This is a genomic window from Mannheimia cairinae (assembly GCF_028649535.1).
Classification (GTDB): Bacteria; Pseudomonadota; Gammaproteobacteria; order Enterobacterales; family Pasteurellaceae; genus Mannheimia; species Mannheimia cairinae.
In genome coordinates this window covers 63,291-82,353 of sequence record NZ_JAQSJE010000009.1, presented here as the reverse complement: position 1 = coordinate 82,353, position 19,063 = coordinate 63,291, and the positions used below count along the sequence as shown (strand labels likewise).

Sequence of the window (19,063 nt, the reverse complement as noted above, 5' to 3'; positions counted from 1 at the left end):
AAGCCTTTGTTTTATATAATAATTAAAAACAAATATTTAAAACACCCACGAAAACACCCACGAAAATCAACCCCTCTAATCAAGACAGCGAAAAGGGGCGGATGTCTTACCTAAGGAAAGTCAAATTATTTAAAATCAATAGGTTAATTCAAATACCGCGTGATTTTGGCGAGGTACATATACTTAATAAGCTTTTTGCTTGATTAAATTTTAAGCAATTAAACAAAAAAATAATAAATAAGGCTAAAAAATATTGACTTTGTTCCCATTTGGGAACATAATGCACACATAGGCGAAAGACATAGGGTCATCGGTAATCTTTAGGAGATGTTATTATGAAAACTTTAATCGAACAACGCAATGAATTAAATGCTTTATATTCTATAGTTAATTATAACGGACAACTTGTCATCGATAGCTTAATTTGGGGAATTGATTGCATTTTAAGCGATGAGGAAAGAACTATCGATGCTTTCGATAGTAATGAAAGCGAGTTAAAAGAAAGAGTAAATAATTTTTACTCAAACATCGAGAATTATTTATAAATTAAAGCCCTCACTCGAGGGCTTATTTTTAGGTGAGTTATGACAGGAATAGAATTAAAAGCAGCAAGACTTATCTTCGGTTTATCCCAAGCCGAGGCAGCAGAAGAAATTGGGAAAGTAAATAAAAGAAGCTGGTCTTACTGGGAGCAAGGACAGCGGACAATTCCGCAAGATGTGGTTAATGACATTAAGGAGTTATTATCTAGACGAAAGCAAACGTTAGATATGGTGAAGGGAATGGTTGCCAAAACCACTAGCAAGCTTGCAGTCATTTTCTATGACAATCCTCAGGATGCTGGAATGTCATTACTAGAGGTTAGATATAATAATGCTCTAGCTGTACAACTGCATTTTGATTACGGAGCGAGTCTAGTCAAATTCGAGCCAGAATCCTATATTAACTGGCTTGCGGAGAATGGTTTAATCGATTCTCCACAGAAACGCAGTGAATGGGCTGCTTATAAGGGTGGATGAAGATAACGGCTAATTAACTAGCCGTTACTTTTTTAATTTATACGTCAGAGAATTCAGGCGGATACTGTTTGCGATTCACCTCGCTTTCGTAAGCGGTTTTGCAATGGTTTTTATCAAAAAACAAGCCATTTACAAACGCATACCAGAATCGCCAGCGTTTTTTTGGATTGGCTTTGAGGATTGCACCACGATAACAACGGCTTGAGAATGTTTCGTCGGCGTGTCCGCCGAATATGGCATTGAGAAATTGGTCTAAACCGATTAAAACGTGATAGCACCAAGATTTTAATTTAATCATCTACTCTCCCCTTGTAGCAACTGGTAAACTGGCTCAATCGCTTGCACTTGCTCCAATGTTTCAGCTGCGTTGAGCTTATCCTCGTATGCTTGTCGCTGCCCTGATACGATTGCTGCGACTTGCTGATAAGCTATCGCCTTTTCGTAAGCTTTTTGGCGTAAGGTATCAACTGGTACACCACGAGATAATGCGATTAAATCTAGTGTTGGGGTTTTAGCGTTTTTATCCGCAAACCACGCAAATGCCTCATCTCTCTGAATCGGCCAAGTGTCCCGCTCAAAGGCTGGGGTTTTGTCGTACTCCGCAAGCTCGTTAATAAAGGCTTGTGCCTTTTGGTTGATTTCGGCAAGTTTTGCAGATTTTTCGGCAGAAATGACCGCTTGTTGTTGCTCGTGGTTGATTACCCACTTCTTGTTTTGCCACTCGTGGTATGGGCTTGGGGCTTTACCAGAGGTTTTTAATTTACCTCTATCTATCCATACCGCACCGCCGTTTGTAAGACTTTCAGAAATTTTATTTAAAACCTCTTCGCTTTCCACTCTGTACCAACCATCGGGTACAACTCCATCATTAGGTATATCATTAAAAACACCTTTTTCGATATTATAAATTTTCATCTTGTCTCCCTAAAAATCCACCCATCCGATACATTGCACAGATACCGTCGCAGTCCTACCCCCTGTACTATGTATCATTATCCGATTACCGCTTGTGCGGTTTGCGCCCAACGAAAAACGTCCCTCACCAACATCACTTGCGGTGACACTATAGTCCGCTAGCTTATATGATTCGGGTAGATTTAATGTTGTGCTACCCGTGACGTCTGCTCTCATAGTTATAATCATCAACCCGCCTGTGTCTGACATAGGTATCTTATAAACCTCAGCCCCGTTGTAATGATTTGGATACTTGGAATGCCGAAATCTATCCTTGTAGTGTACTTCGTTTCCTAGCACCATAGTGCCATTTTTGCGCGGTATCCTGATAACAGATATATTACTATTTCGGTCATCCCTATAAATAATATCCCCGACTGTACTACTGTTATTGGGCTTACTCGTAATTATAAGTTCATACCCAATCGTATTTATCAAACTGATCGAATTGTAATCAGAATTACCCCTGATGCTCACATTACCACTAAGCTCGCCACCTTCTAGAGGAAGCTTGCCTAATCCATCTACTCTCTCCCACCCGCTCCACCCAGACGGCTCTTGATTGCGGATATATGTGTATTTTGTGTCATGCGTTGTATAAATCTGCATCACACCGTAGGCGGAATCAGACACAACAAGGCTGCCAGCCTTGTTATCTGGGTAATTTCTGCTTCTTGTTGCATTGACATTGGCTTTTTGCCCGTACAGCCCAACTGTGGTAACGGCATTTAAATTTTCGGTGGTGAGACCTTTAGCCAATGCCCCATCTGTAATGCCGTATCCATCTAAAGTTGTAGCAGGAGACTGCTTGGCGTTTGCCGTACGTTGGGCGTTATCCGCCGCAAATTTAGCCTCAACGCCTTTGTCGTAAGCTGTTTTAACCGCCACGCTTGTCGCCACCGTATCCGCACTGTTACTGTTTACAGCATTTGACTTTTTGCTGTTGGGAATGTAGTTACCTAGATTGCGTGTAATGGCATCAATTAAGCCTTTGAGGATTTTAATCGCCTTTGGCGTGGCTGCCATATTTTCAGCATTGGAATCTAAGCCGGAAAATAGTTGGGTTATGCCTACCTCAGTTAAGCTCGCTTTTTCGATTTCGTGAGTGTGTCCATTAGACAGTAATGTATTTTGAGTTTGGCTTGTTAATTTCAGCGGTGTGATATGTTTGACACTTTGCACATCCGCCAATTTAGCCCAATATTTACTGTAGTCTGATGATGTGTTGAAATTGTGTTTGTTTTGGCTTAACAAACTAACGAAGAAAGCCGTTTCTGCATCGTTTAAAAGTACTGCACCTTTATCGTAACCATTAATTTTCCCTGCAAAGGTAACATCGAATTTGTATAGCCCGCCTTTGTTCAAATGCACGATATGGGCGGATAATTCGTTCAAAACCCCATTCATATCTTTACCCGAAGGGGCTTTACCACCTTGTGCTATAGGTGTCATTGTGATTGAAGGGAATCCTTCATCATAAGTCGCAGCTCCTTGAGCCAATCCATCTGAACGGCTATCTGGTATCGAATTTTTTAATCCCAGGGCGGCCCAAATTTTAGAGAGTAATTTAGGTTGTAACATTATTTTGCTCCAATAAAAAAGCCTGCGAAATGCAGGCTAACGATCACCAATATAAAATGCACCCTGTCCGAATGGTGCAAGTTCGGCTTCGATAAAACCGAATGTGTTGCGAATATCCGGCTCATAGAAATCAACTAAAACTCCAGAGGGGCGAGGCAATAAATCTGTACTGATTAACACTGCTTTTTCGACTGGTGTTAGATTAAATTCAAACACATAACGAGTTTGCATCGTGCCGTTTTTTACATAATAAGCTCGCCCCCGTCTTTCAAAGAGGATTTGCAGCAGTCGGTTGATGTTCGGGGCAGTAGCATAAATGATATTGCTCATTGCCTTTAAGAATATCATTGTGCGAAACATTTCATCATTCATTAAATGAATCGTGCCAGGTTGATACGTTTTTAAATCTTCCTCTGCTAAGGTAGAGCCGATAAATTGATTTTTCTCATCAACTTGCACATTCCGAGATATTCCAACCACTTTCCCCCAAAAATCCAATCCAATACCTTGTGCAGTATCCAAATTCCAAATAAAGCGATAAAAAAGTTCTATATCCGCAGTTGGATCTAAATATGTATTTGCATCTTCAATCAAACTACAAATAATCGGACTGTTCGCATATTGACTGATAATGGTTTTGGCTACGTTTTTCATACAAACACCACACTAATATTTTCAGCGGCTATTGTTGGATATTGGTCTATTCCTACCGTAATAGCATCTGTGTAAGTACGTTGATTCAGTCCAATTTTCACATCAAGCAAATGTTCTTCAGGCAATGCTGTGACTAAATCAGAGACAAATTCAACCGCATATAAAGTCGCACCGATTTTACTTTTACTTAGACGTTGGAATGTTTTCGGAATAGTTTCTTTTGCGGTTTGATCGCTTCCAATCGTAGCACCTCGTTTCAGCTTCACTTGAAAATAAATCGGTGTGGTAGCAGGTCGCATAAATTGGATTTCATACGTTGGTTTTGGATCTGTATATGTATTATCTGTGACGGTAACCGTTCGATTGCCATTGTAATCACAACCGTTTCCGGTATATCGCCAAATTTCTTCGGCAATTTGTTGCTCATTTCCGCCCATCACAGCAACATAAATACTATGTGGTTTGATGGAGTATCGACTACTTCCTACCTGTACTGCAACGCCTTTCGGGTTATCTACTACATAGCAATCGGTTACTCCGGCTAATTTTGAAACATTTGCATATACCGAAGCCGGCATCCCTTGCGAGTTAATTGCCACACTCTTTTTAAATCGTTCCGCAAAATCCTGTCTGCTTTCCCGTTCTGTACCAACAACCGCATCTTGTGGGTTGGTAACACGGTCTAGCCCGATAATCGATTGATGAATTTTTGTGATCGTATTAGCTTTTGCACCATAAACACCGTTAGCAATAACACGTCCTTCCACAGTGCCGTTTTCTAATATGCTGATCTCTTCATCTAATATCCATTCATTATTGGTGGTATCTTTAATAACTAACCCTTTTGGAATAGTTACACCCGGTAAACCAATAAATTGACAGGTTGCAAAAGAGTTCACCCGCCCTTTTCGTTTTACGAAATAAATTTTAGCGATAGCATCTTGCATAATGCCGTCGGAATAAGTCGGATCAAGATTATTCACTAGCCACGCAATTTGATTATTTTTATCAGCAATAATCGCAGCTATCGAGCTGGCAAGTTGTCCCTGTGGTGTTTCTAAGTTTTGGCTTAGTCCACCACCAAATGCCGCATTAAAGTCCGCCAGCACACCGTTTAGAATTTCTTGCTCACTCGGCAAAATTAAGCCTTGCGGTGTAAACTGAATTGATGGCACATTTATCTGTATCGTCATAGTTTCACGCTCATCTGTCTATTTTGTTCATCGGTAAAAGTCACAGAGCCGGTCACTTCCCGACTGGCTCCGCTTTCAATATTGGCTTTGGCAGAGGTTACGCCTTTCACTCTGAGTGCTGCTTGCTCTAGTCGATATTGATAGAGTGCTAACGACTGCTTTTTGCCAAGCGTTTCATCAAAATAAGGAATTCCTTGAGTGGTGTCGTAATGCAATTCGCCTTTAAATAATTTAATGGCACTTGCCACATCTTGAGCCTTAGCGTACGGATCTTTTGCATAAGCAATATTTCCCTCATCATCAAGGCATAAATCCCAAGTGTTAGGGTGTAAGAATAACGTTATCATATACATTACTCCGTTTTCTGATCGGGTTGTGGCCCACCGTTATGTGTATGTGTATCGTAAACCTGTCGCATATTTTTCATTGATTTACCCCCTGATTTGGCATTATCGGTAATATCTCCAGCAGCGTTTACTGTTGAGGTAGTTTCAACAGGGGCATCTAATTTGATTGATGTACCTTTTAGTAAAATTTCACCGCTAGAAACCAACTCGATGCCCGAATCTTTGAAAAAGAGATATTGATTTGGCACACCGTTAAGAAAACCGCCAAAATACAAACCGTCTGCATAATCAAATTTTCGTCTGCTTTGTGGATTTGAAGGGGTTTTGTTCACTTTCACTGAGGAAATATCACGACTGCAAAAACCACACATTCCAATGTCACCCACTTTCGGATCGATAATTACCGCATTGCTACCACCCTGAAGTCTAAAATAAGGGATGTTGTGAATTACACCGTGTGCATACGCTTTGCCACTACCGTCCAGTTGTGCCACCATTGGTTGAACATCAACAGTCCCCACGGGGCCGACACCTGTTGCATTTACTGCTTTGACTTGCACTAGCGTGACTGTTTGAATTCGATTAACAATGCTAGAAATAATAAATTCAAATTCGCCTGTACCGCCTAGAACCTGATCAGGTTTCAATAGACCTAAATTATTTGACAACTTTAACCCCTCCAGGATAAATAGCTTCCACTTCAGACAACCAACGCCCACCAGAAACTTCACTTTCTAAATAATGGGTTAATCCAACAACTAACCATTTCCCATTGCAGATTTCAACTAGGCTATCTTTAATTTCGACAAGCCCCTGAAAACGCATAACTGGGTCAAACAAACATTGAAATCTTGTGCCGGTAATAGTTGGCGTTGGGTAGCCAATCAACCCCGAACTAGGCGAAATAACAGGCACTAAAATATCCCTCGCTTGCCCTTGTGGAGTGATGGCAATCGTATTAAATTCCACAACCGCTTTTGCATTAATGGCATCACATAGTTTAAAAATTTGATCTAACGCCGTTTCAGGCAAATAAGGGTTACTCACTTTCTCTGTTACGCCATTATTCTCAAATCGCATACTCATTTTTTGGCAAATTTGAGCCACCGCAGAAGCCACATCCACTTCACCATTGAAACTTAATGGCGGAACCGGTCTGATTTTGTGCTGTAAGGCTGAGGTGCTATCAATGGTTAAAATTACTTCAGAGCTTGAGCCATAATTTGGGTAGGCGTATTGAATAACACCCTCATAAACCAATAGATAACTTTCTCCTCCATCTTGGCTTGCTTCAACTCTGACATAATTCAGCTTGGCATCATCGGTATTCCAACGGATTTTTGCCAATTTATTCATCACCTTTTGCCCAAGCCCATAAATCATTAACTTAGCACTTGGCATTGGTGCACCGTGTCCGCTCTGGATTGTGGCACTCGCCCTCAGACCTTCAACAATCACGGTATTATTTCCATCTTCATCAAAATGAGGCTCTTGTTGCCCTAGCACAAAAGAGAATTTCAGCTTTTTCTTCGTAAAACTTGACATTATCCACCCCAATACAAGCGGTATCTTTTACCCAATTCTTTGTAATTCGGATCTTGATTGCCCTGTGAATCACGGAAAAACAAAACGCCTTTAATTGGCAGATAATCTACATCAATTAAAGGCGTTAAATTTTGGCAAATTCGGTTATACACAATCGGCTTTTTATTACATTTTACGCTGATATAAAGTTGCTTATCTAATCGAGTATGCAACGTAATTTCAAGCTCTTGTCCCTCTATTTGGCAACGCACACGTTGATTAGCCACCGATTTAAGTGGGATATGATATAAATTCAAAATCAACCTCCAATCCCAAGCGTACTCATCAAGCTATCTTTTAATTTGTCAACAACAGCTCCTGGACCTTCTGTTTTTAATACCTCTTTCATATCACCAATCTTTTGGCTTATATCAAACAAGACAGAGGTTTTACCAGCTCCTTCATTTACCACCTCAGGCGTTACATTTCCTTGTTCCTGTACAGCTTCTGAGGACTCCGCCTTGGTCTTAGTATATTCAACTTCAACCTCTCTAATTTCCTGCAAGTGCAGATTAACTTTAAGCAACCTTGCACCGTCTCCTGCTTCACGCACGTAGTCATAACCTACAATATTACAGTTCGGGTAAATTGCTTCTGGTGTAATAACCATATACAGTTCAGTGCTATTCGCAAAGGCATCAACAAGGGCAAGAAACGCCCCTCGTTCTTTTACGCCACCACTGCCTTTTGTCATCACAACATTAACGGTATAAGGTTCAATGACCTTGTTATAGGCTGCAAATGAGCCTTTCTCAAGCGGTGCAGTAGAGATCTTAGAGCGGTTCTGAAACTTAACTGATTTCACGTTATCGGCAAGTAAAAGGGGAATACCGTTTTGTCCGAACACTCCCCAATAGTTACCAAATAACAGATTGATACCCAATGCACCACCAAATTTTATCGCCGCATCGCCAATATTTTTCGGCAACCCCGGTACATTTGGCACGCCGATAGAACTCCAAGTCATAGTTTCTCCAATAAAAAACCGCACAAGCTATAATGCCGTGCGGTTTTACATAAATTTTAAATACTACCAAAGCCGCTTGCAGTTTCCCACAAGCGGTAAGCATGGTATTTTTTCAATTAATTTCTTTTAAGATTAAAAATCACTACGATTTCTGATTTGTTGCCTACTATTATGAAATAGCTGTTCTTTAGGGAGTGCTTCCATTAATTTAATAATTATTGGGTGCGTTTCCTTAATTGATTCTCTACACCATCTTAGATTTAGTTCTGGCAAGCTATAATCATTTCCGTGAACAAATGGGCTTGCTTTTTTCAACAAGAAATACACACTTTCAGCAAAACGAGTGAATAACATCCATACATTGACTAGTTTTGTTAATTCTTGCTTAGTGAATTTTACGGTAATTTCTGGCTCATCAGCAATCAACTCTCCCTCAAGATAAATCTTGTGCATATACTCAACTGCCAAAGGTATTTGCTCTGGTGTGAGTTGATCGATATGTTCTACATTAAATCGTTGATGGATAAGTGAGTAAGCGTCAGAATAAATCATTCCTTTTTTACTTACTAAAGCACTGACTGCTTGTCTTAGTCCTGTTCTTTCATCTGCGGTTGTTTTACGTTCGGCTTTGCCAAAGTGCCAGTAGTTATAGAGTGCCTCAAAACATTCTTCTTGGTATTGAATAACTCGATCTTTCAGATCTGGACGAACTTTCTCAGGATTAATGCTAAATAGCCAGCCGTTGAGTTTTTTGATTGGCATACAGAGCATTTCATAAGTTTTACCATCTGACCCAGTTGTTTTCATATGAATACAACTGAATTTTTCTTTGGAATTTTCAAGTTTTCTTTGTTGAGAACCCCAAGACAAGCCTAGTGCATCAACAATCGGGCGAACCGCTGTATAGATAACATCTTCAACTTTTAAAGTAATAAGATCTGAACCGTGGAAAGAAAGAGTTTGAGTAGTGATTTGATTAGACATAAGTCTGCTCCTGTTTGTTTTTTCGAAGTTTAGTTCCCTATCCAATAGGGTGCCGAGAGGTTCGAAAACCGCAAACAGACGGTCGGGATTATTCCCCTTTCGGGTGTTGTATTCTCCGCCCTCTCGACATTGAGCCTGCACAATCTTTTTCTAATTGCAGGAAAAAGATCGCAAAATTTAGACACAAAAAAACCGCTTGTCTGACGGGTGCGGATTGCCGCTGTTTGTTTAGGTTTCGACGCCTATGGCGAATAGTACTCTAACTGTTTTTCATCGTCAAGATAAAATCTGCAACGGCTTTCAAAAAATTAGGGGCAAGCCAATATGTACCCAAAATGAAACCTAGAAACAAAACAACATAAGCAAATTTTCTCGCTTTATCCGATTTATCAATCACTTCTAACATTTTACAAATCCCCTCTATTAGGTTAAAATCCATCTGCATTTGGAAGTTCTCCATTTGTGTAATTTATTATTCATCTTGTTAATCATTCCGTATTAATGGTTAAATGAAAAACCCCAAGAGTTCGCAGCTCTTGGGGTTTGTTTTTGGCAATAAAAAAGCCCTTTTCTAGCGGGCTTTTTTTACTCTATGATTTTGCTAATTTTTATGGATTGCATTTATGAGCCGTATTTCTGAACTAGCTTTCTAAAATAAGGTAGTTCTTTTTTACAAAACTCAACTTTGCTTGGTGAAGATTTTAGAGCATTTATGAAATTTAAAGATGTTTCCTCTTGTAATTTATAAGCCACATTTTCAGGTAGTTGAGGACAGCCATTACGAGTTGAGTATTCAGCAAAACTATCTCCATTTAAATTAGAATTAAATTCTCCCAGTTTCGCCTCAACAAGACAAACATCTTGAGCGTGTTTGTGATAAATCAGATCTTTTATTAGCTGATTGCATTGCTTGTCAGAGATTAGTTGTTTAGCTTTTACTTCTGACGCTGTTTTATTCCCTGAAGACCAAACCATAAAATCTAATATCAAGAAAATCACAAATAGAGCCAAAAGAGCCTTGATTATGCTAGACAAACAACCCGAACGCTTAACTACTGCAGTTGCAGCAGCTGACGAAGATGAAGAAGCTGAGTTTTGAATAATAAACGTAGGTTGTTGAGCTTGATATTTAGCTCCATTTAACAACTTATCTTTTTCTTTTTCAAATTCTAGCTCTGATAAAATCCCTTTCTCTTTTAATTGAACGAGCTTATCCAATTCATCAGCAATAGATATTTTATTATTTTCTTGGTTACTGCTACTTTGATTAGATTATTTTTTAAATTTAAACATAATAGACCTCAAATTAAATTAATTAGATTATTCCACAAGCTGTGCATTACTATTTCTTTCAACAAAGCTCATACACTTAACCAAATAAACTATTTAACCAAGCTGAATTCGCCAAAACTAACTCTCAAGTACTGACCTTCTGAAACAGTAACATAAGTATGGTTATTAAAAATTTCGTGATGTACCATATTACTTATATCTCGATGATTCGAAGTCTTGCTCACGAAAACAGTGCCTGTTCCATCACTTGAAGTAGCATATACCTTGTACTCTCCAGCAGGAATATCTACTCCAACCTTATATGTTCCTGAATCATACACTTGAGCAACACTAGGATTAGTTGCAGCAGATCGTTCTAATTCAAATAGCTTGTCATAGCTAGGCTCACAGAATGTTTCTAAATTATCCCTTTGAAAACATATCCAATCAGCCTCATCTGTTGTCTTTCTGAACTGTCGATTTAACCAAAAATACTTAACCGTCTCTTCAGGAATCCCATTTCCCGAAAATGTAGCATTCTCTTCCCCTGTATATGATGGAGTAACATTACCGGCCGACACAATAAAAGAGGCTTTATTGATTGTCAGCTTGTCCGAAAAATAAATGGGGCTAACTTCAAGTCTTTCTATTTTGCAACTAAGATTTCTAAAACTTTTCCCATCACCAGAATATAAGCATTGAGAAGAAACCTTAAAAAGGTCATCATTAGCTTGTAAATTTGAGCAAGCTAATGATGCTGACAAAAATAGTAAGACTTGAAGTCTCTTTTTCATTATGACAACCCCGTATTAAATTGCATCACATTCACTCGGTTTTGCACCCCATTCACTAAATCTAGAGCTGTTCCACTGAGTGTTCCTGCTGTTGAGTTTATATGAATCCCGCCATTAAATGCAACCTCTGTTTTTTGGTTGTTGTTAATATTTTGCGGTTGAGCCAAGTTTTGCATTGTCGTAATCTTGTGCTGATTAGCATTTAAAGCGTTCGCAACTGCATAACCTCCTAATGGATAATTAGGCTCAGTCGCATTTTCCTTCACCCTAGAAACAGCTTGACGACCTGCATTGTAATAGCTCGACACTGATGTCCCATAAGCATCTTTACTATCTTTCCCAGTGGTTGCATACTCCTTAGCTTTACTCCAGCCTTTCAGGTGTGCGGCCATTAGCAGTCCAGCTTTATGATCAGAATTACCTGAATAAACGTTCCCCAGATATTGTGCATTTTTATTCAGTAGGCGAATCATTGCCTCATCTTGAACCTTTTTATTCGCAAGAAACGCTTTTTGACCGCCTTGTAATTTCCAATTACTTTCATCCTCAAGAAAAGCTTTGTGAAGTTTAGCATCAGAGCCAGAAGATAGGCCTTTGCCGTATTTCGCAACAGCCTGTTCATATTTTTTACGGTCAATCAAGCCAATATCCGCAAGAGCCTCAGCACCAAATTGGTATAAGCCAAGATAACCGTATGAGTTCACTGCATCCAATTTACCACCACTTTCTTTGCTAACAACTTTACTTACTAATGCAGCTGTTTCCGCTTGATCCAAACCTTTTACGGTTCTGTCTCCACTATATCCCTCTTGTTTGGGCATATCTTTATTATAACGCCTTGCGATAGTAGGCTTTATCTTACCTGACTTAATTTCATCAAAGTAGTGCCGATTTGCAGCTGCGGTGTTGCCATATTTATTACCTTGCTTAAAATCAGAAACCCAACCTTGTTCGGTATAAATTGCAACGTGTCCGTACTTATGATCAGACTTACTGTGTGATGGCATGCTCATTACATCACCGATTTGCGGAACATAACTATCGCTATATTTCACTTCACTAAACCCTTGATTACTTTTAAGTAGATTACTCGCGACATCTACACCGTGCCCATTGATCTTCACACCTTGTGCTCTAAGAGCGTTATTCACATATAAAGCACATTTGCCAGCACTTTTCTCTGCCGCATTAGCCACCGCATAAGCAGCAGCCTCTGCCGTTTCTTTCGAGGTTTGTAACAAAGAACTATCGTTAACTAGGTGAGTAAGAGAATTTTCACCTTTGTCAGGATCGTGACCAGACCAAATATCCATAAACCGAAAGGTTTTATTTTTAATAGTGCCCCACAGTCCTTTTTCACTGTCTGTAATAAAATTCCGAGCGTTTTCCGCTTTTTTCATAACGTAATCAGCGGAGTCAGATGCTAGTTGCTTAGTTTCTTCCCAAGCACCGCTAAAATCGCCATCCAATAATTTGCTGATCACCCCCCAAACTCTTTGAATTGCGGGGAGGACTGCTTCTAAAAGATCTTTTGTTAAATTCTGAAACCCACGCAATAATGAACCAACAGAAACCCCATTATCATCAATGAATCCTTTCATTTTTAGCCAGTTCTTGTCATCGGCGATCATTTCATCCCAAGATTTATACCCCCCTAACAAGTCAGCAAAAGCATCTTTCAGATTATCGACTGAATAATCAGCATCAATAATCCATCTCTGAAATTTCTCCCAGTTAAATAGAGAGGTTCCTCCATTCGCCCAAGTTTGATAATCATCATAGAGCAATCCAAATGCAGTAGCTAACCCCGCAACAATTAAAATCATTGGCAAGAACGGAGCAATAAACGCAAGAGCCGCAGCTGCACCTTTCAGCAGAGCTGGCATCATTACAGCAGTAATTGCCCCTGCAATCCCAAAGAATACCCCTTTTACGAGATTTTCATTTTTTTGCAGGTATTCAAAAAACGCATTGGTTACATCCGCAATTTTGAGTAATACCGGCATAGCGGCATTGGCAATCATCAGTTTTAAGCCTTCAAATTGCTGATTCAAATAAGATGTTGCGGCTGTCAGCTTGCGTGCAGTTTCTAAATCTTGCTGGTTGGATTTGTAGATTTTAGCTGTTTTCTGTAAATTCTCTTCAAGACCTTGTCTGCCTTGTGCCAACATTTCAAACGTACCCTCATCAATCCCCATTTGTTGAGCGATATTAAAGGCTTTTACTCTGTCCATTGTGCTGAATTTGTCTGCCAATTCCAGCATAATGTCTTCGAGCTTTTTCGCTTTTTGCGAGCCGTCTAATAGGTTAATACCCAGTTGAGAAAAAAACTGGGTAACAGAGGCATCACCCTGCACCGTTAAGCGAGTAAGTCCGGCAGAAAGATTATTCAGATAACCTGTAAGCCCCCGTGCAGAACCGCCTGAAAGCTCTGCTGCACCTCTCCAAGTGGCTAACGATTGGCTTGTCATACCTAAATTTTTAGAGGTAACATCAAGCTCTTTGTTCGTTTTAGCCGCCTCTTGAGCTAATCTATCCAAACCGACACCGGCAAAAATCATTGTTCCTAAAGCACCAATCGCCTTAGTAAAACCGCCAATCGCTTGCAATAAGTTTTTGGCAGCTTTTTCATTTTTCTTGACCTGTTTTTCTTGTTCTTTCAGAGCTTTTGTTGATTTCTTAGCTGATTTCTCGCTTTTATCCTGAGCTGCATTGACCTTTTCTGTACTTTTTGCCGTTCTCTCTGTCGCTTTTTCGTAATCGCCCAATGCTTCAGTGTTTTTATTTACCGCATCTTCCAAACGCTCTAATAGGGATAATAACGGCTTTGCCACCGCCGTAAAGCTATCATTTGCAGCAATCTCAATTGCTAACGTATCAATAACATCTGACATTATTTATTATCCCTATGGTTATAAGTATCCACGCTGAATACTTCAATTAAATCAAGGGCATCTTCCAGCCCATAAATGGTTTGTAATTCGTGCAAGGTTGCCAGTTTGCTACTCACCACCGCCCCGACAACCGAACTTAAATTTACATACGCAACGGCATTACTTTCTTTACTTACGCCGAGATCGGGGTAAGTTCGAGATCCAAAAAATCAATATGCAACGCAAATGCTTCTTTCCGCAATTTCCAGAGCGTTGTGATGTCGCTGACATCGCCAATCGCTAAATCAATCGGTCGGGTTGCACCGCTATCCATCACAATTTCTACGCAATCCAATAACTCATCCAAGAGAGGCAAGGCTTTTTCTTCGGGGATCTGTTTAAAAGCCGCTAGTGCCACTCTTGCCATCCCTAACATCCCCTCCGAAGCTGACGGAATACCGTCCATTCCGCTCGCCAACGCAAGTAATGCTCGAGAAGCCCATTTATCCGCCTTGGCAATCGGCATTTCTGTAATCAAAAATGTCGTGCCGGCATCTCGCCCTTTTTCAATCGTGATTTTTTTCGTTTTTAAAGCCATTTTGCTTCTCCCTACTGGTTAAATATCCAAAAACAGATCCATTTGTTGAATTTGTGTGAACTCTCGTTCTAATGCTGCTTTTTCAGGTTTGCAGGCAGCCAATGCCTTGCCACGTTCTTTTGCCCGCTCTTGATAGTCTGCTTTCTTAGCTAACCATTGTTCGGTTTTGTATTTAACTTCATCACGGCGAGCAACGCCTTCCGTCCAGTAGTCCCACAAAGCTAAGAAACATTCCTCTTGATATTCTTCGAGACGTTGTTTTAAATCGGGGCGGACTTTGTTTGGGTTAATGCTAAATAACCAACCATTAAGTTTTTTGATTGGCATACAGAGCATTTCGTATTTTTTGCCGTCTTTTCCAGTTGTAGGCATATGTACACAACTGAATTTTTCCTTTTGATTATTGAGTTTTTGAGCCTGTCTAGCCCACTCTAACCCAATGCCAACGACTACTTCACGCATAGCCACATAAGCCACGCCGTTATGATCTACTAATGTAATTTCTTGCCCTAAAAAATAGGCTTTTAATGCTTGCATTTTCTGCTCCTGAAATTTGGATAATAAAAAACCCGACCATTTCTGATCGGGTTGTAAATTACCGCAACATTCCTACCTTGTTACAGGCTCGTAAACTCACGATTTAAAGCTGTTTGGGAACATTAAAGGTTAAATATCTTCTGCACCGTTATTCACGACTTTGAATGAATAGGTCGCAGATTCAAGCAATTTCTTCGCATTCGTACCGCCCGGAATGTTCACTAAAAAGCCAGTTGCCGAATAGCGTTTGCCGATAGACGGAATTTCACACGAGAATTCAAACGGCACAGTTTCTTGGTTGTTGTTGATATGGTTAATCACGCCATCAAAAAAAGAACGGCTCGGGCTGTTGGCTTGAAGTTGAATATTTAAATCAACTTCGTAAGGCGTAAATCCGCCTGATTGCACACCATCAACGCCGATCACGGTTTCGCCGATTGCACCTTGCCCGAAGTCAAAGGCGTTATCGGCGGCGTAGCCCTCCATTTTTACCCACGATTTGTTATAACCCTTTGCCCGCACAAGTAGAATACTGTTTGCGGCAGTCAGAGTTTTATCAATATTTGTACGCATAATTTATTCGTTTCCTTTTTTGCAAAAAAGCGGTCGAATTTGACCGCTTGTTACTGTTATTGAACGTTAATAGAAGCAAGGTTAATGGCGTGAACACTGCCGCCGTCGGTGTACCATAACTTCATCGGCATTGACTGGCGATTGCCTCGTACCTGTGCCAAAGTTTTGCCGATATAGAGTGAATAACCTTGAGCCTCAATTTGGGCGGCGGTATCCATTCCGGTGTCTTTATTGATCAAGGCTTTTTGCTGTTCGCTTAATGCCACACCAATGTGGATAGAGCCGAAATCTAACGCCTCTTGAATCGGATCTTGACAAGCCGCACGCTGTAAAGCCACCCCAAGTGCGTTATAAGGCACAGATTTCGCTGAAGTGAGCAAGGTAATCAAGGCAAGTTGTAATTGGCTATTCAGGCGAATTTGATTGATGTAAGCGTCAATCCATTTCCATTTGCCGGCAATTTGCCCCGGTGACAAGAACAAGAAGCGGTCGTTTGCGGTTGCCCAAGCCCCATAATAGTTGTAGCCGTTATCTTCCAAAATCTGTGCAACAGTGGCATCAGTTACATCGGCAGTTAAACCGGCTTGCCCTTTGAATTTATAAGTAATCCGCCCTTGTCGTTCGGTAAAATCAATCGAAGCAGTTGCACCACATACAAAAGCGGCTTTATCTAGTCCGCCATAAATAGCAACTGTGCCGTTATAAGCGGATTCTTTTAACCACGCTCCGAAACAGGTGTTGTTACCGGCTTGTACCGCACCGGCTTCTTTGCCCCAACTGACATATAAGAAACGCTGGTCTTGGTCATTACACCATTTTGCAAAGGCTTTTTTGTCGTCTAAACTTGGCTCAAATACGGTAGTAAATGTCGCCCAGTTTAAAGTGGATTTAATCACCTGCTGCATTGTTTCAGCCGGCGATGTTTCAGCACTACCTTGGGAAATAATCGCACCGGCTGATTGCGATAAGCCTAACTTGTCTGCAACATCACCGGTTGCGAAAGTGATAGCAGATGATGAACCGGTGGTGCTGGATGAAATCTTGAATGATTGCAACTGCGGGTCAAAAGAAACCGTTACATCGCCCAGTGCGGAAGAAATAGTTTCTGCTGCCTGCGAAAAACTTTTTGATGAACGAAGGTTAATTGACGAAGCGCTCTTCTCTACACCATCAATATTGATAGTAAGAGAGCCTGAAACCGCTTTCAATTCTTCCAATGACAACCCTTTTACTGAATTACCAACCAAGAAAGCCCCTTCTGCGGCCTCGTTGTAGGCAAAGAAAAACAGTGTGCCGGGTTTGATGGTTGAGTTGTCAAAGCCTTTAAAGTAAACTGCCGCCGCTTGATACTCTTCTGAGGCGAAGCCGAAGTATTCACCTACCGCATCAGCAGTCGCAAAAGGGACGGCTTGAGCAGTCGGCAGATTTTGATTTTTGCTTAAAAATACGGAATTCATTGAGAGTGGCGAACCACCAGCACTTAATACCGCAGGACTGATATTTACAATCCGGGAAGCAGGGATAGATTGAAGCATAGCTATGTTGTTCTCCTATAAAGAATGAATAGAAATTCTTGGGTTGGTAATAAAATCTTGTTCGTGTGTGATCACAGGGTTGTAGGTTAAATATGCCGTTACCATATATCTCTCCTCGTATTCACTGGCTTCATTGGTAAACGGCAGATATTTCGGTTCGTCACAATAAAGCGGCTGGCAACGCTCCAATCGCTCACAGGCGTAGAAATCCCGCCATAATGTGCAAAATTTCCGTGAAATTTCACCGCTTGTCTCGCCGTAAAAGTCGAGCTGCATTTGAATTTCAAGGCTCTGCATTACTTCTACATTTCCTTCATCAATACTGTAATCATAAGCATTGGTGGATAAGGCTTGTTCGTGAATAACATTCATCAAAATAAACGGCGGATTTGGTAGCGGTGCGTTATTGCTATAGCCCCGAATAACCTGAACGCCCTCTAAATGAAAAAGCCCGAGCAAATAAGCCCGGACTTCTCGATAAATATCATTATGAGTGGTGTTTAAGGTTACCTCTGCCGCCATATCACCACCTTGCACCAGTTAGGAAAACTTTCGGCAACGGATTTAATCAACCATTCTGATTCCGTTTTTTCGCCAAAAGCCTTAAACACTAATTTATCCGCTCCTTGTTGAGAAAGGCGGCGTAGGGCGTGAATCTGCCCTGAAATATAAACATTAAGCAGCTGCCCCTGTTGGGCGAGACTGTCAAAAAGCTGTAAATCATTGGTTGAAAGGCTTTGCGGCTGAATTTTTACGTTGATTTCGTTAAATTTTGCCACTCTCCGCCCCGTATCATCAGTTTCAATACCTGCATTGAGTTTCAACACCGCAGGGATATTTGGATTGATAGCTATGATCGCACGATTTGCGATTTGGCGTAGATTCATCGTTATTACCTATTCCTTTGAAAAAGCGAATTTATTCGTATTTTTGCTTGATTAGAAATTGTTCTTGGGGTTATACTGTTTTTGTTTGAAGCTCCTGCATCAATACGAGCGGAATAGGATTGGTGTTCAGTAGCGGTAGTCTTGCCATCCCCCTTGCTACCTGCATCTTCAAATAACTCAAAGGCAGTAATAATCCAAGCATTACTGCCTTTTGATTTTCTGAGAGATACTCGGCATTTCTCGTGGTCGATTTTAAGTGCCGTTACATTTCCTTTCTCGAACTTATCAACAGTCTTCCCTTTAGCAATGGTTTCTACGACATTCTTTGTCAGCATTTTAGTAGCTTGTTCATAACTTAAATTATCTTTTCTCATACGAGATTCAATAATGTGAGATATGCCCATAGCACCTTTGGTTTTCCCACTGGCTTTAATTTTTCCAGTATCGCCCCATTCAAAATCAATCCAGCCAAGTTCGTTATGATACATTGCACGATGAACAGTTCTTTTTTCTGCGATTGCGGTATTCATAGCTAAACGACCACGCCCGATATTCGCCTTGACAGATTTCATTGCTGATTGAGAACCGCCTTTCCCAAAACGTCCATTCGCCGCCCTCGGGTGTTTGCTTTCGTCCCACTCTTCGCTATCCAATGACATTGCCAGCCATAAGCGGTTGATCCGCTCAATCTGTGATTGTGACAGTTGCACG

24 protein-coding genes are annotated in these 19,063 nt (G+C 40.7%); 2 read left to right on the top strand and 22 right to left on the bottom strand.

Features of this window, described 5'->3' with window-relative positions; translation table 11 throughout:
• Positions 1 to 335: 335 nt before the first annotated feature.
• Positions 336 to 545, top strand: a complete 210-nt coding sequence (locus PTQ27_RS09435) for a hypothetical protein (RefSeq protein ID WP_273748933.1) — start codon at positions 336 to 338, stop codon at positions 543 to 545.
• Between the two features lie 39 nt (positions 546 to 584).
• Positions 585 to 1,019, top strand: coding sequence for an Aca2/YdiL-like domain-containing protein (locus PTQ27_RS09430; protein ID WP_273748935.1), 435 nt, complete (start codon positions 585 to 587; stop codon positions 1,017 to 1,019).
• Positions 1,020 to 1,056: 37 nt separating this feature from the next.
• Here the strand turns inward: PTQ27_RS09430 and PTQ27_RS09425 are convergent, their stop codons facing one another.
• The 22 genes from PTQ27_RS09425 to PTQ27_RS09320 form a co-directional block, all read right to left on the bottom strand.
• Entirely contained in the window at positions 1,057 to 1,317 is a 261-nt protein-coding gene (locus PTQ27_RS09425; protein WP_273748936.1) for a hypothetical protein, read from the bottom strand.
• Positions 1,314 to 1,934 carry an HI_1402-related protein gene (locus PTQ27_RS09420; protein WP_273748937.1) on the bottom strand — a complete coding sequence of 207 codons (621 nt, stop codon included), beginning with the start codon at positions 1,932 to 1,934 and terminating at the stop codon, positions 1,314 to 1,316. The genes PTQ27_RS09425 and PTQ27_RS09420 overlap by 4 nt, the downstream gene beginning before the upstream one ends.
• A gap of 9 nt (positions 1,935 to 1,943) precedes the next feature.
• Entirely contained in the window at positions 1,944 to 3,554 is a 1,611-nt protein-coding gene (locus PTQ27_RS09415; RefSeq protein WP_273748938.1) for a tail fiber protein, read from the bottom strand.
• 36 nt (positions 3,555 to 3,590) lie between these two features.
• On the bottom strand, positions 3,591 to 4,208 hold the full coding sequence (locus PTQ27_RS09410; protein WP_273771135.1) for a baseplate wedge 1 family protein: 618 nt from the start codon (positions 4,206 to 4,208) through the stop codon (positions 3,591 to 3,593).
• Positions 4,205 to 5,401 (bottom strand): baseplate J/gp47 family protein, encoded by a 1,197-nt coding sequence (locus PTQ27_RS09405; protein WP_273748940.1) that lies wholly within the window; start codon positions 5,399 to 5,401, stop codon positions 4,205 to 4,207. The genes PTQ27_RS09410 and PTQ27_RS09405 overlap by 4 nt, the downstream gene beginning before the upstream one ends.
• Positions 5,398 to 5,748 (bottom strand): contractile injection system sheath initiator, encoded by a 351-nt coding sequence (locus PTQ27_RS09400; protein WP_273748941.1) that lies wholly within the window; start codon positions 5,746 to 5,748, stop codon positions 5,398 to 5,400. Before PTQ27_RS09400 ends, PTQ27_RS09405 begins: the two co-directional genes overlap by 4 nt.
• Before the next feature lie 5 nt (positions 5,749 to 5,753).
• A complete protein-coding gene (locus tag PTQ27_RS09395) occupies positions 5,754 to 6,416 on the bottom strand; it encodes a Gp138 family membrane-puncturing spike protein (protein WP_273748942.1) in 663 nt (220 codons plus the stop codon).
• Entirely contained in the window at positions 6,406 to 7,293 is an 888-nt protein-coding gene (locus PTQ27_RS09390) for a baseplate hub protein (RefSeq protein ID WP_273748943.1), read from the bottom strand. Before PTQ27_RS09390 ends, PTQ27_RS09395 begins: the two co-directional genes overlap by 11 nt.
• Positions 7,293 to 7,589 (bottom strand): phage baseplate plug family protein, encoded by a 297-nt coding sequence (locus tag PTQ27_RS09385; protein ID WP_273748944.1) that lies wholly within the window; start codon positions 7,587 to 7,589, stop codon positions 7,293 to 7,295. The genes PTQ27_RS09390 and PTQ27_RS09385 overlap by 1 nt, the downstream gene beginning before the upstream one ends.
• A 2-nt stretch (positions 7,590 to 7,591) precedes the next feature.
• Positions 7,592 to 8,299, bottom strand: a complete 708-nt coding sequence (locus tag PTQ27_RS09380; RefSeq protein ID WP_273748945.1) for a phage baseplate protein — start codon at positions 8,297 to 8,299, stop codon at positions 7,592 to 7,594.
• Positions 8,300 to 8,431: 132 nt separating this feature from the next.
• A complete protein-coding gene (locus PTQ27_RS09375; RefSeq protein WP_273771134.1) occupies positions 8,432 to 9,283 on the bottom strand; it encodes a phage antirepressor N-terminal domain-containing protein in 852 nt (283 codons plus the stop codon).
• A 259-nt stretch (positions 9,284 to 9,542) separates the two neighbouring features.
• On the bottom strand, positions 9,543 to 9,689 hold the full coding sequence (locus PTQ27_RS09370; RefSeq protein WP_256692804.1) for a hypothetical protein: 147 nt from the start codon (positions 9,687 to 9,689) through the stop codon (positions 9,543 to 9,545).
• 215 nt (positions 9,690 to 9,904) lie between these two features.
• Positions 9,905 to 10,501, bottom strand: a complete 597-nt coding sequence (locus PTQ27_RS09365) for an SHOCT domain-containing protein (protein WP_273771133.1) — start codon at positions 10,499 to 10,501, stop codon at positions 9,905 to 9,907.
• Between the two features lie 164 nt (positions 10,502 to 10,665).
• Positions 10,666 to 11,349 carry a hypothetical protein gene (locus tag PTQ27_RS09360; protein ID WP_273771132.1) on the bottom strand — a complete coding sequence of 228 codons (684 nt, stop codon included), beginning with the start codon at positions 11,347 to 11,349 and terminating at the stop codon, positions 10,666 to 10,668.
• The gene (locus PTQ27_RS09355) at positions 11,349 to 14,243 is read right to left on the bottom strand and encodes a CHAP domain-containing protein (protein WP_273748949.1); all 2,895 of its coding nucleotides are present in this window, start codon (positions 14,241 to 14,243) and stop codon (positions 11,349 to 11,351) included. The genes PTQ27_RS09360 and PTQ27_RS09355 overlap by 1 nt, the downstream gene beginning before the upstream one ends.
• A 172-nt stretch (positions 14,244 to 14,415) precedes the next feature.
• Positions 14,416 to 14,820, bottom strand: coding sequence for a hypothetical protein (locus PTQ27_RS09350; RefSeq protein WP_273748950.1), 405 nt, complete (start codon positions 14,818 to 14,820; stop codon positions 14,416 to 14,418).
• A gap of 18 nt (positions 14,821 to 14,838) precedes the next feature.
• Positions 14,839 to 15,357 (bottom strand): phage antirepressor N-terminal domain-containing protein, encoded by a 519-nt coding sequence (locus tag PTQ27_RS09345; RefSeq protein ID WP_273748951.1) that lies wholly within the window; start codon positions 15,355 to 15,357, stop codon positions 14,839 to 14,841.
• A gap of 129 nt (positions 15,358 to 15,486) precedes the next feature.
• On the bottom strand, positions 15,487 to 15,930 hold the full coding sequence (locus PTQ27_RS09340) for a phage tail fiber protein (RefSeq protein ID WP_006252050.1): 444 nt from the start codon (positions 15,928 to 15,930) through the stop codon (positions 15,487 to 15,489).
• A gap of 56 nt (positions 15,931 to 15,986) precedes the next feature.
• Positions 15,987 to 17,465 (bottom strand): DUF3383 domain-containing protein, encoded by a 1,479-nt coding sequence (locus tag PTQ27_RS09335; protein ID WP_273748952.1) that lies wholly within the window; start codon positions 17,463 to 17,465, stop codon positions 15,987 to 15,989.
• A 15-nt stretch (positions 17,466 to 17,480) separates the two neighbouring features.
• On the bottom strand, positions 17,481 to 17,987 hold the full coding sequence (locus PTQ27_RS09330) for a phage neck terminator protein (protein WP_273748953.1): 507 nt from the start codon (positions 17,985 to 17,987) through the stop codon (positions 17,481 to 17,483).
• Positions 17,972 to 18,352 (bottom strand): hypothetical protein, encoded by a 381-nt coding sequence (locus PTQ27_RS09325; RefSeq protein WP_273748954.1) that lies wholly within the window; start codon positions 18,350 to 18,352, stop codon positions 17,972 to 17,974. Before PTQ27_RS09325 ends, PTQ27_RS09330 begins: the two co-directional genes overlap by 16 nt.
• Before the next feature lie 5 nt (positions 18,353 to 18,357).
• Positions 18,358 to 19,062 carry a putative barnase/colicin E5 family endoribonuclease gene (locus tag PTQ27_RS09320; protein ID WP_273748955.1) on the bottom strand — a complete coding sequence of 235 codons (705 nt, stop codon included), beginning with the start codon at positions 19,060 to 19,062 and terminating at the stop codon, positions 18,358 to 18,360.
• Between the last annotated feature and the right edge of the window lies 1 nt (position 19,063).

Coding starts and splice junctions, on each gene's coding strand:
- PTQ27_RS09325 (WP_273748954.1), bottom strand. CDS start 18,352: ATGAATCTACGCCAAATCGCAAATCGTGCGATCATAGCTATCAATCCA.
- PTQ27_RS09390 (WP_273748943.1), bottom strand. CDS start 7,293: ATGTCAAGTTTTACGAAGAAAAAGCTGAAATTCTCTTTTGTGCTAGGG.
- PTQ27_RS09405 (WP_273748940.1), bottom strand. CDS start 5,401: ATGACGATACAGATAAATGTGCCATCAATTCAGTTTACACCGCAAGGC.
- PTQ27_RS09435 (WP_273748933.1), top strand. CDS start 336: ATGAAAACTTTAATCGAACAACGCAATGAATTAAATGCTTTATATTCT.
- PTQ27_RS09415 (WP_273748938.1), bottom strand. CDS start 3,554: ATGTTACAACCTAAATTACTCTCTAAAATTTGGGCCGCCCTGGGATTA.
- PTQ27_RS09410 (WP_273771135.1), bottom strand. CDS start 4,208: ATGAAAAACGTAGCCAAAACCATTATCAGTCAATATGCGAACAGTCCG.
- PTQ27_RS09345 (WP_273748951.1), bottom strand. CDS start 15,357: ATGCAAGCATTAAAAGCCTATTTTTTAGGGCAAGAAATTACATTAGTA.
- PTQ27_RS09400 (WP_273748941.1), bottom strand. CDS start 5,748: ATGATAACGTTATTCTTACACCCTAACACTTGGGATTTATGCCTTGAT.
- PTQ27_RS09335 (WP_273748952.1), bottom strand. CDS start 17,465: ATGCTTCAATCTATCCCTGCTTCCCGGATTGTAAATATCAGTCCTGCG.
- PTQ27_RS09425 (WP_273748936.1), bottom strand. CDS start 1,317: ATGATTAAATTAAAATCTTGGTGCTATCACGTTTTAATCGGTTTAGAC.
- PTQ27_RS09375 (WP_273771134.1), bottom strand. CDS start 9,283: ATGTCTAATCAAATCACTACTCAAACTCTTTCTTTCCACGGTTCAGAT.
- PTQ27_RS09380 (WP_273748945.1), bottom strand. CDS start 8,299: ATGACTTGGAGTTCTATCGGCGTGCCAAATGTACCGGGGTTGCCGAAA.
- PTQ27_RS09330 (WP_273748953.1), bottom strand. CDS start 17,987: ATGGCGGCAGAGGTAACCTTAAACACCACTCATAATGATATTTATCGA.
- PTQ27_RS09340 (WP_006252050.1), bottom strand. CDS start 15,930: ATGCGTACAAATATTGATAAAACTCTGACTGCCGCAAACAGTATTCTA.
- PTQ27_RS09420 (WP_273748937.1), bottom strand. CDS start 1,934: ATGAAAATTTATAATATCGAAAAAGGTGTTTTTAATGATATACCTAAT.
- PTQ27_RS09350 (WP_273748950.1), bottom strand. CDS start 14,820: ATGGCTTTAAAAACGAAAAAAATCACGATTGAAAAAGGGCGAGATGCC.
- PTQ27_RS09360 (WP_273771132.1), bottom strand. CDS start 11,349: ATGAAAAAGAGACTTCAAGTCTTACTATTTTTGTCAGCATCATTAGCT.
- PTQ27_RS09430 (WP_273748935.1), top strand. CDS start 585: ATGACAGGAATAGAATTAAAAGCAGCAAGACTTATCTTCGGTTTATCC.
- PTQ27_RS09355 (WP_273748949.1), bottom strand. CDS start 14,243: ATGTCAGATGTTATTGATACGTTAGCAATTGAGATTGCTGCAAATGAT.
- PTQ27_RS09370 (WP_256692804.1), bottom strand. CDS start 9,689: ATGTTAGAAGTGATTGATAAATCGGATAAAGCGAGAAAATTTGCTTAT.